Raw genomic sequence first — 9,628 nt, 5'->3', positions numbered from 1 at the left:
TTTAACCTCATTTTCAGTGTTTGGCCAAGTTAATTTACCGTTCTCGAAGCGTTTATAGAGAAGCCAGAACCCTTGTCCATCCCAATAGAGTGCCTTAAAACGGTCTTTACGTCCACCGCAAAAGAGAAAGACTTGACCTGAGAAGGGGTCTAAGTCAAATTGACTTTTAACCAGATAAGCTAACGAATCAANCCCTTGTCGCATATCCGTTTTTCCGCAGACTAGATAGACCTTACCTAAATCATTGAGCTGAATGGTCATAAGTCAGTATCTTTTCTAAAAGAGAGTTCAGTTGCTCAGAGGATAATGATTGAAAGAAACTTACTTCAACTTTACCGTATCTGATTTTAAGTAGCAGATCATTTTTACTCTTTTTTCAAAACGACGAGATTGTGGTGTTTCCAAAGGAACAATAGTTTGAGGCATAGAAAAGTCCTCTCTTTCTGTTTTTTAATAACAGTATAAAGGAGGATCCCTTGCATTTACAGATACCTTGTTATTGGACGCTTACTATAAATCAATACATAACTACAGGTTAGTACAAATACCTTGTGTGATTTTTTGAAAGGCTTAGAAAGGGATATTTACCTCAATTTTCGCCCCGAGAAATGACACAAACAAGGCTGATGTATTATATCTGTGGTTTTTATTTTTAGCAGAAAAGGAGAACACAGAACTATGAAAATGAAACGAATGTAGCTGTACCTCTTGAAATCGTAAAGGCAAGCGATATTGAGCCAAAAGAAGTGAAATGGCTGTGGTATCCGTATAATCCCATTCGGCAAGGTAACTTTGTTGCAAGGCGATCCAGGCGATGGCAAAAGCAAGTTTATGCTTTCACTCGCTGCCTTGCTCTCAAAGGGAGAACATCTTCCCTTTGCTGATGAAGAAGAACGAGAGCCTATTAACTATCATTGATCAGACAACAGAAGATGACGCAGACGATACGGTAGTACCTCGATTTAATTCAGCAGGCGGTAACGGAGATAACCTTATTTTCATCAAGGAAGATATGAAGTCATTGTCTTTTGGGGATAACCGTATTCGTGAAGCGATTGAAAAGTACAATGCCAAACTTTTAATCCTTGACCCGATGAGTTCCTACATCGGGGAAAGCTGTTCGATGAACAATGCCAACGAAACACGAGCAGAGTTTAATCATCTGATAGCGGTTGCCAAAGATACAGGCTGTGCGATTGTGATTATCGCTCATATGAATAAGATGAGAGATACAAACCCTCTTTACCGCACCAACGGTTCGATTGACATTGCAGGAGCTGCAAGAAGCATTCTTGCAATCACAAGAACAGCAAACAAGGAAGCACTTGCCGAGAGATATTTGGTACAGGTAAAATCAAACCTTGCTCCGACGGGTTCGGCAATTCTTTTTGAGGTAGCAGAAAGCGGAGTGAACTTTGTTTCGAAACTGGAAATGACAGCGGAAGAAGCGTTTTCTTCTCTTGCACCTAAAATGGGCAGACCGAGTGAAAAGGAGCTCAAGGCAAAGGAGTTTATCTTGGAGATGCTCAAAGATGGAGAAATGCTTGCCAACGATTGCGAAGCAAAACTGGAAGAAGCAGGCTTCAAGAAATCGACTATCAAAAACTCTAAGCAGGTTCCACCTGCTTAGAGTTTTTGATAGCTTAACCTTGTAATTTATCCAAAAACAATTGGGCTGCTGCTGAGAAGACCTTATCTTTTTTCCAGACAAGGTAGTGGTCTGAGGTCAGTAATGGTTCAAGTGGTCTAAAGGTCAAGTTAGGGTTGTAGGTCAGCTGGTCAAATCCGATTAGATAACCCAGACCTTCTTCAACCATGAAGAGAGCATTGTAACTAAGATTAAAGGTGCTGACAATATTTAGCTGGTTTAAGTCACCAAGCCAATTAAGAAGTTGGTTGTCTGACTGAGTCTTGGTCACTGCTTGACGGGAAAGAATGAGGGGGAGGTGCTGAATATCTTCTAGAGCAATACTGTCTTTTTGAGCTAATGGATCAGTCGCTGGTAAAATGACTCCCCAAATATCCTGAGAAGGCAATTTTTGATAATGATAATGTGGTAATTGACGAGGATGGACAATCAAGGCAAAGTCTAATAACCCCTTGTCTAGCAGAGATGTGATATCTTCTGCATTTCCTGAAGACAGGTGGTAGCGAACGTTTGGATATTTTTCTTGAAGTTGTTTGGCAATGATTGCAATATGCCTAAAAATATGGGATTCTGCACCACCGATATAGACATCGCCCTCGATAATATCTGTCAGATAGCGAAAATCATTTTCGGTCTTATCAACCATGGCAATGATTTCTTCGGCACGATTTTGAAGGAGCAGTCCTTCCTGAGTCAGCTCAATTTGCCCCTTCTTATGGCGGATGAAGAGTTGTTTTCCCAGTTCTTCTTCTAATTCTTTGATTTGACGTGAGATAGTGGGTTGTGTCAGGTGGAGGCTGTTTGCAGCCTGCGTGATGCCTCCTTCTTTGATAATCGCTAGAAAATAGCGGAGCACTCGAATTTCCATCATTTCCTCCTTTCATTATATTATAACATGCCTTTTAAGTATTTTATATTATTTAAAATAAGTATTTGCTATTTGATGAGCTGAGGATTATCATAGAAATATCAAAAGGAGGTGAAGTGGTAGTGAGGATTCGTCAACAGGTAGGACCAAGTGATACTCGTCAAACAGAGATACTATCCCCTACTGAGATTGCTATTCAATTGGGCGAGGTGGTGGTAACAGCTTATCTAACGGATACACAGGCCTCAAAGACACTGATCGCGCATCTACCTCTCACAACCATGGCTTGTACAGGAATAACTGATGCTTGTGGGCAAATCATGCCACTTCCCTACCAAGCTTCAGACGTACAAGGCGGTTGGTTTAACGGGGATATCTGTTATGATCCAAGTGGAGATTGGTTTTCTATCTATACAGGTGGGGAAAATACCAAGCCTCATCTTAGGGAAATTTTCTTAGGGCAGCTTGCTAACGCTAACGATATCAAGCTTGTAAAAAGTCAGCTAAATGGTGATGAAATCCCTTTAACCCTATCGCTCAAAGAAGGTGAGAGAGGGGGATAAAACAAGTGGTATTAAAATATAGTAGAAATATCTTACTGATTGGGTTATTGCTTGGTTGTTTGAGTTTAGCCAGCTGTTCCTTACCAAATTCCTCCATTCCTACTAGTGGGAAGAACACCACAGGGAAACAACACAAAGAAAAAGGAGACAAACTGATGACCATCGCCTTATCCATAGATGGACAAAATATTCCAGTAACTTGGGAAGAAAACGAAGCTGTTTCAACCTTGAAAAAAGCGTTAGAAAAACAGCCATTGACTATCGACTTATCAGCTTATGGTGGTTTTGAACAGGTTGGAGAGCTTGGTATGACACTACCAAGTCAAAATACCCAGCAAACCGCTCAGCCAGGGGATATCATGCTTTATAATAGTAGCCAGTTAGTGCTCTTTTATGGTCAGAATCGCTGGTCTTACACCAAGCTGGGTCACATGGCTACGGATGCCAAAGCCCAGCTGGCTAAGGAAAAGGTAACAGTGACTCTTACTTTGGAGGAAAACAATGATTGATAAAGCTTTTGAACCGTATTTAAACACTGGAAAATTAGTTCCAGAACAAGGTGGCCTGCGCCAGCTCATTTCGGCCATTCAAGCTGAAAATCAGCCCCTTGTGCAAGAGTTGAATACTCAGATTCAAACCATGGCGAGTGCTAGGCGACTGGTTGAACAGTTGACGAAGGAAAAAATAGATGAAACAGTGGCTATCAACGTTCCTTTTCAAACGGATTTTGGACGCCACATTCACTTTGGTAAACATATCTATGTGAACAAGGATGTCTTTATGGTTGATTTGGGTGGGATTTTCATTGAAGATGAGGTGCTCATTGGCCCACGTGCCAAGCTGATTTCCGTGAATCACCCTTTGAAACCAGCAGACCGTCATAAATTGGAACTCAAGTCAGTGACCATTAAGAAAAATGCTTGGATTGGGGCGGATGCTACCATTTTACCTGGGGTTACTGTCGGTGAAAATGCTGTTGTAGCTGCAGGTGCCATTGTTTCCAAGGATGTCCCAGCCAATACTGTCGTCGCTGGAGTTCCAGCAAAAGTCATCAACATCATTGAAGAATAACCTATAGAAAGAAGAAGTATCATGACAAAAACATTTGACATCTATGAAAACATTGCCTCACAAAACGTTCGTTTTAAAAACCGTTTCGGTATCGAAATTGCAGGGGATTTGTACTTGCCTGAAGGCTATGATAATCAGAAAAATCCTGCCATTGTAGTGTCTGGACCATTTGGTGCGGTCAAAGAGCAAGCCTCAGGTCTTTACGCGCAAGAATTTGCCAAGAATGGCTTTGTAGCGCTAGCTTTTGACCCCTCTTTTACAGGGGAATCAGGTGGAGCAGTGCGTAATGTTGCTGAGCCAGTGATGTTTACCGAAGACTACAGCGCAGCCGTTGATTATCTTGGAACCTTACCTTACGTTGACCGTGAATGTATTGGAGCCCAAGCCATTTGTGGCTTGTCTGGCATGGCTTTGACAGCAGCAGGAGCTGATACGCGGATTAAAGCCGTTGCAACAGCTTCTATGTACGACATGTCCAAGTCTATGTACTTGGGCTATATGAACAGCTATACCGATGAACAGAAGGCAAAACTGCGTGAACATGTCAGCCATCAACGCTGGGTAGATGTGGACAATGGTGCCTCAGAAACTGGGAAATACAGTTTAGGCTATCACGAGCTAGGGTTTGATGAAAATGGTCATGTGGTGACGGGTGAGAGCCTATTCCCAGAAAAACTCCCAGAAGATGCAGACCCTGTTTCAAAAGCTTTCTTTGATTACTATTGCACACCGCGTGGCTATCACGAGCGCTCTATCAATTCAACAGCAGCTTGGACAGCGACAACACCAATGGCATTCTATGAATTTCCACTTTACCATAATATCAAAGATATCTCACCACGCCCAATCCTTCTTGTAGCTGGTGAAAATGCCCATTCCCGTTACCACTCAGAAGAAGCATACGCAGCAGCGAGTGAGCCAAAAGAACTGCTCATCGTGCCAAATGCTGATCACGTCGATCTTTATGATCAAAAAGATAAGATTCCATTTGATAAGTTGGTGTCTTTCTTTACTGAGAATTTGAAGTAATCATAGGAGCTAGAAAAGCTTTAATGTTTTAAGGGTAAGAGTATTATCGTAATCCTTATGATAGTTGGAAGTTATAAATGATTAAAAACCTTGATTTTTCAAGGTTTTTTACATGTAAATTTACTTGTGGTGACGATTGCTAAAATAATCCCTTGTGTTATTTATATAGAAACCAAGGTAGATGTAGCAGCGACAGGACTGGTAGGCGCACGATTGACAGCTAACACACGATTTGGAAGCCCAATGTGATGGAAGTGAATGAAATAACAATTGTTTCTCAGCTAAAAGTGATAAGGTGAGTTTTGATAAAGGTCTTGGAGGATAGTAATGAGTTGAGTGAGCCCGTCATTTTGAACATCCTGGTGGTGAACAAGTACAAAGTCAAAGGATTCTGGACAGTCAAAAGGAATCCACGAAAATTGCCCAGAATGGTCGTTTAAGAATCCTGGTGATAAGCAGATAGCTCTTCCAGCAGCTACTTGTATCAATGTAAAATCATGTGTTGGACTATTCAGAGTCTGGATAGGAACAGTATCAACGACACGCTGTTGAACCTGGCGCAAGGTTTGTGATGAGCCACCATTGACCAGAAGGGTGCGATGGGCTAAATCTTCTATCGTGATACGTTCTTTTTTGGCCAGTGGATCGGTTGTTTGACATAACAAATAGATGTGACTGGTAAATAGCGGGGTAATAGTAACACCACTGAGTTTCTCAGCCTCCTCACGAGGGAGTAACATGATGTCCAGGTCCCGTCTCATAAAAGAGCTGATGGCGTCAATAGTCGGTTGCATTTCAGGCACAATTTGAATCGTAGGCTGCTCGGCTTCAAAAATAGGGATAGCTTCTGGCAGATGAGTGAGCATTGTCCGCATGGGAAAGCCGATTTTAATAGCAGATCGATAGCGTTCTCCCATATTTTGAGCCTGTTCAATGGCAAACTGTATCTCTTGAGAAATTCGTGATAAGGAACTAATTAACTCTTTTCCTGCAGGTGTTAAGCGGATGCTTTTCCCAATACGATCAAAAATAGCAAAGCCCACCTCTTCTTCGATTGTCTTGATTTGATAAGATAGTGAGGGTTGAGAGATAAAGAGATTTTCAGCTGCTCGGCTTAGATTTAACGTTTTAGCGGTTTCGATAAGATAGGTCATTTGTTTAGTATTCATCTTGGCTCCTTATTAAAAAATTTTATAAATAATCTAAAATAAGTATTTGATAATTTTATTATAAGGCATTATACTAAAGTCATCAAGTGAAAAGGAGACGGGTAAAATGCGGAGCAAAAAAATGCGATACGGTATCCTAGTAGGTCTCATTCTAGGAATACTAACTGGTACTTATTTCGTTAGTGACAAGCAGACTATAGCGTTACAGTTACCTGATGTCATATCAGAAAGGAAATCGGAAATGTCAGAAAAAGAAACCTTACAAACCATATATCGCCAAATCAATCAAGCCATGGTAGAGAAAGATATTGACACCTTGTCTCAACTGTTACGAGCTGATACTGTTTTAGTTCATATGACAGGGTATTCTCAGCCAGTTGCTGAATGGTTGGAGCAGATTGAGTCTGAAGACATGGCGTATTATTCGTGGAAAGAAGACGCGATAAAAGATGTCGTCATTTCTGGAAATAGCGCCAGCCTAATTGGCCAAAGTCGGGTGAAAGCAAGAATCTGGGGATCTGGTCCGTCCACTTGGCGTCTGCAAGTCAAAATGTATTTTGAAAAAAGAGATGGTCAGTGGCAAGTGATGAAGCAGGTTGCAAGCACTTATTAAACGAAGGAGAACAGAATGGCAAGAGTAACCATTATTGGTGCAACAGGATCGCTCGGTCGCGTTGTTACTAGGACTTTATTAGAACAAACGGATGTTGACTTAACGTTACTGTCACGATCAGCCCATACACTACCTGACCATGCGCGTGTTAGCAAGATTTCAGCGAGCGTTTTTGACACAAGGGCCTTAAAAGAAGCTATTAACGGCAGTGATCTTGTTTTTGTAGCACTCTCTGGAGATTTACCGAAGATGGTTCAGGCTATCATTGATGTGATGGAGACGACCAAGGTCAGACGTATTGTCTTTATCTCATCCTATGGGATTTACGGAGAATTACCTGGTCAAAATGGTCGTGTGGATAGTATCTTAAAACCTTATCGAAAGGCGGCAGATAAGCTAGAGCAAACTGACTTAGACTACACTATTTTGAGACCAGGTTGGTTTGACAATAGTAGTGATATCAGTTATCACCTTTATCCGAAAGGTGATGTTATCTGTGGGAACACCATCTCACGGTTAGCCATAGCAGATTTTGTTAAAGAAGCTGTACTGCATCCAGATTTTTACCTTAGGGAAAATCTAGGAATGGTACGAGATTAAACAAGGCCAGCTTAGATATTTCATATTCATTCAAAATCAAAATTAGAATTTTAGAACCTTTAATATCATTGAGAGAGTAACGAGCGTAGCGAGAAAAACTGTTTCTTTCGCTATAGTAGTATTCTTAGAAGTGAAACTGTCCAGTGGACAGTTTCAGTCTGAGCTTAGAAACGCGAGAGCTCAGAGTAAACTCTTGCTAAGAACGGATTTTTGGGAGAACTACAGAAATTGAGAATCAATTTCGTAGTAGTTCCCCCGCAAGGATGATTAGGTTGGACGCTGTCGAATAGTCGACAAGTACAGCCAATCATCTACTGCGATAGAGAGGCTCAAAAAAGTAGCAATGAAACTCCAAAGGAGGTTTTGACATTGACTTTGTCAACTCTATTTCCTACCTCCAAAGGTCTCCCAGACCTTTGGAGCGTCCGCACTTTTAAGAAAGAAACAAAAAAGTAATTTTTGAATTTGCTTAGGTATCAGTAATTGAAAGTCTTTATCTATGAAGATGAAAAGACCATGTACACCACATTTTTAGAGGAGAACGATTATGGAACAAACCTATTTAACACTCAACTCAGGATATCAAATGCCACAATTTGGGATTGGCGTGTATCTTGTTGCCCCAACCGATACGAAACAGAATTTACTAGAGGCTTTTGAACTTGGGTATCGTCATGTGGACACAGCGCATGCTTATCAAAATGAGCGTGGGGTAGGTCAAGCGGTCAAGGCATCTGGCTTGGAACGCAGCGAGCTCTTTATCACTTCAAAACTCTGGCCGAGTGATTACGCCGATTCTGAGGCTATTGACAAAATGCTGGCGCGTTTAGATATGGACTACATTGACCTTGTCCTTTTGCACCAAGAAATAGGCGATTACAAAGCAGGCTGGAAACAGTTAGAAGTAGCCGTTCAGGCTGGTAAAGTACACTCAATCGGTCTCAGCAATTTCGAGTCTGGTCGCTTGGAAGAAATTCTTGAGATGGCAACCGTCCAACCAGCAGCCTTGCAAGTAGAGTGTCACCCCTATTTCCAACAACGTGAGTTAAAAGAACGGATTGCAAGTATTGGTACCATCATCGAAAGCTGGTATCCACTGGGACACGGTGATGCTACCCTAATTGATGAACCCATCTTTACACAATTGGCTCAAAAATATGGCAAAACCAATGCACAGATTATCTTACGTTGGCATATTCAGTCAGGACATGCTGTCTTTCCAAAGACGACCAATCCAGACCACTTAAAAGAAAATATTGCCATCTTTGATTTTGCCTTGACCGATGAGGAAATGGCAAGAATCAATGCGCTTGATAAAAACTTCCGCTATTTCAATATGACCTTGGAAGAACGGGAGCGTAATTTCAAAAATTTTATACCGGCAGATTAGAAATAGTCCCTTGGATAAACATCCGAGGGTTATTTTCTGTGCTGTTAAAATATCCCACTGTTAAAATTATTGTTAATAAAAAAAGTATTTTGCTTGACTTTTTTAGTTGATATACTTATACTTGTATCATAAACAAGAACAAGTTAGATAGCTTTATCTAACATTTGTTTAAAAAGGAGTCTTATGGATACGAAATTTTCAGTAGCCATCCACATTTTAACTATGATTTCGGAGAGTAAGGAGACCCTATCTTCTCAGGCATTGGCAACCAGTGTGGGCACCAATGCCAGCTATATTCGTAAGGTCATTGCTCTTTTGAAAAATGCCGATTTATTAATGTCACATCAAGGCAAGAGCGGGTATGCGTTAACGAAAGCACCAGCAGAAATCAGTCTTTTAGACATTTACTATGCGACGCAAGAAGTGACTCAAGTCAAACTCTTTCAAGTGCATCAGCATGCCAATCTGGAATGTCCTGTTGGTAAACATATCGAAGGGGCAATCAATCCAGTATTTCAAAAGGCAGAGAGTCGGCTAGAAAAGGAGCTTGCCAGTCAAAGCCTTGCTGATGTCATTACAAATCTGTACCGTCAAGCAGGAGTTATCAAGTAAGTGTTTGGTAATTTCCTTTATTAACATTGTATCTGTATCTAAGACAGATACATTTGGTAAAGATT

Annotated in this window: 12 protein-coding genes; 9 read left to right on the top strand and 3 right to left on the bottom strand. The window is 41.1% G+C overall.

The features are described from left to right. The coding region (gene tnpB, locus A3I9_RS0107665) for an IS66 family insertion sequence element accessory protein TnpB (protein ID WP_018378453.1) at positions 1–261 on the bottom strand (261 nt) is incomplete at its 3' end. 622 nt (positions 262–883) lie between these two features. Here tnpB and A3I9_RS12655 point away from each other — a divergent pair. After that, entirely contained in the window at positions 884–1,630 is a 747-nt protein-coding gene (locus A3I9_RS12655; protein WP_018378451.1) for an AAA family ATPase, read from the top strand. Positions 1,631–1,643: 13 nt separating this feature from the next. On the opposite strand, the gene A3I9_RS0107650 is transcribed toward A3I9_RS12655, so the two are convergent. After that, positions 1,644–2,519, bottom strand: a complete 876-nt coding sequence (locus A3I9_RS0107650; protein WP_245538933.1) for a LysR family transcriptional regulator — start codon at positions 2,517–2,519, stop codon at positions 1,644–1,646. Between the two features lie 113 nt (positions 2,520–2,632). Between A3I9_RS0107650 and A3I9_RS0107645 the strand changes: the two genes are divergently transcribed. Genes A3I9_RS0107645 through A3I9_RS0107630 form a run of 4 tightly spaced genes read left to right on the top strand, consistent with a single transcriptional unit; the run spans position 2,633 to position 5,179 of the window. After that, complete coding sequence (locus A3I9_RS0107645) at positions 2,633–3,079, top strand: cyclophilin-like fold protein (protein WP_018378449.1); 447 nt, start codon at positions 2,633–2,635, stop codon at positions 3,077–3,079. 5 nt (positions 3,080–3,084) lie between these two features. Beyond that, the gene (locus A3I9_RS0107640; protein ID WP_245538932.1) at positions 3,085–3,588 is read left to right on the top strand and encodes a cyclophilin-like fold protein; all 504 of its coding nucleotides are present in this window, start codon (positions 3,085–3,087) and stop codon (positions 3,586–3,588) included. After that, positions 3,581–4,150 (top strand): DapH/DapD/GlmU-related protein, encoded by a 570-nt coding sequence (locus A3I9_RS0107635; RefSeq protein WP_018378447.1) that lies wholly within the window; start codon positions 3,581–3,583, stop codon positions 4,148–4,150. The genes A3I9_RS0107640 and A3I9_RS0107635 overlap by 8 nt, the downstream gene beginning before the upstream one ends. Positions 4,151–4,171: 21 nt before the next feature. Then, positions 4,172–5,179: an alpha/beta hydrolase gene (locus tag A3I9_RS0107630; RefSeq protein ID WP_018378446.1), complete on the top strand. Its 1,008-nt coding sequence runs from the start codon at positions 4,172–4,174 to the stop codon at positions 5,177–5,179. A gap of 281 nt (positions 5,180–5,460) precedes the next feature. Here the strand turns inward: A3I9_RS0107630 and A3I9_RS0107625 are convergent, their stop codons facing one another. After that, a complete protein-coding gene (locus A3I9_RS0107625) occupies positions 5,461–6,348 on the bottom strand; it encodes a LysR family transcriptional regulator (RefSeq protein WP_018378445.1) in 888 nt (295 codons plus the stop codon). 241 nt (positions 6,349–6,589) lie between these two features. Here A3I9_RS0107625 and A3I9_RS0107620 point away from each other — a divergent pair, with 241 nt between their 5' ends. From A3I9_RS0107620 to A3I9_RS0107605, 4 genes are all read left to right on the top strand, one after another. Further along, positions 6,590–6,961, top strand: a complete 372-nt coding sequence (locus A3I9_RS0107620) for a nuclear transport factor 2 family protein (RefSeq protein WP_026217383.1) — start codon at positions 6,590–6,592, stop codon at positions 6,959–6,961. 15 nt (positions 6,962–6,976) lie between these two features. Next, a complete protein-coding gene (locus A3I9_RS0107615; RefSeq protein WP_018378443.1) occupies positions 6,977–7,561 on the top strand; it encodes an NAD(P)H-binding protein in 585 nt (194 codons plus the stop codon). Between the two features lie 547 nt (positions 7,562–8,108). Next, a complete protein-coding gene (locus tag A3I9_RS0107610) occupies positions 8,109–8,951 on the top strand; it encodes an aldo/keto reductase (protein WP_018378442.1) in 843 nt (280 codons plus the stop codon). A gap of 183 nt (positions 8,952–9,134) precedes the next feature. Continuing rightward, a complete protein-coding gene (locus tag A3I9_RS0107605) occupies positions 9,135–9,563 on the top strand; it encodes an Rrf2 family transcriptional regulator (protein ID WP_018378441.1) in 429 nt (142 codons plus the stop codon). Positions 9,564–9,628: the final 65 nt, after the last annotated feature.

Source organism: Streptococcus ovis DSM 16829 (genome assembly GCF_000380125.1).
In the GTDB taxonomy this organism is placed as follows: domain Bacteria; phylum Bacillota; class Bacilli; order Lactobacillales; family Streptococcaceae; genus Streptococcus; species Streptococcus ovis.
This window is presented reverse-complemented; position numbering and strand designations above follow the sequence as displayed.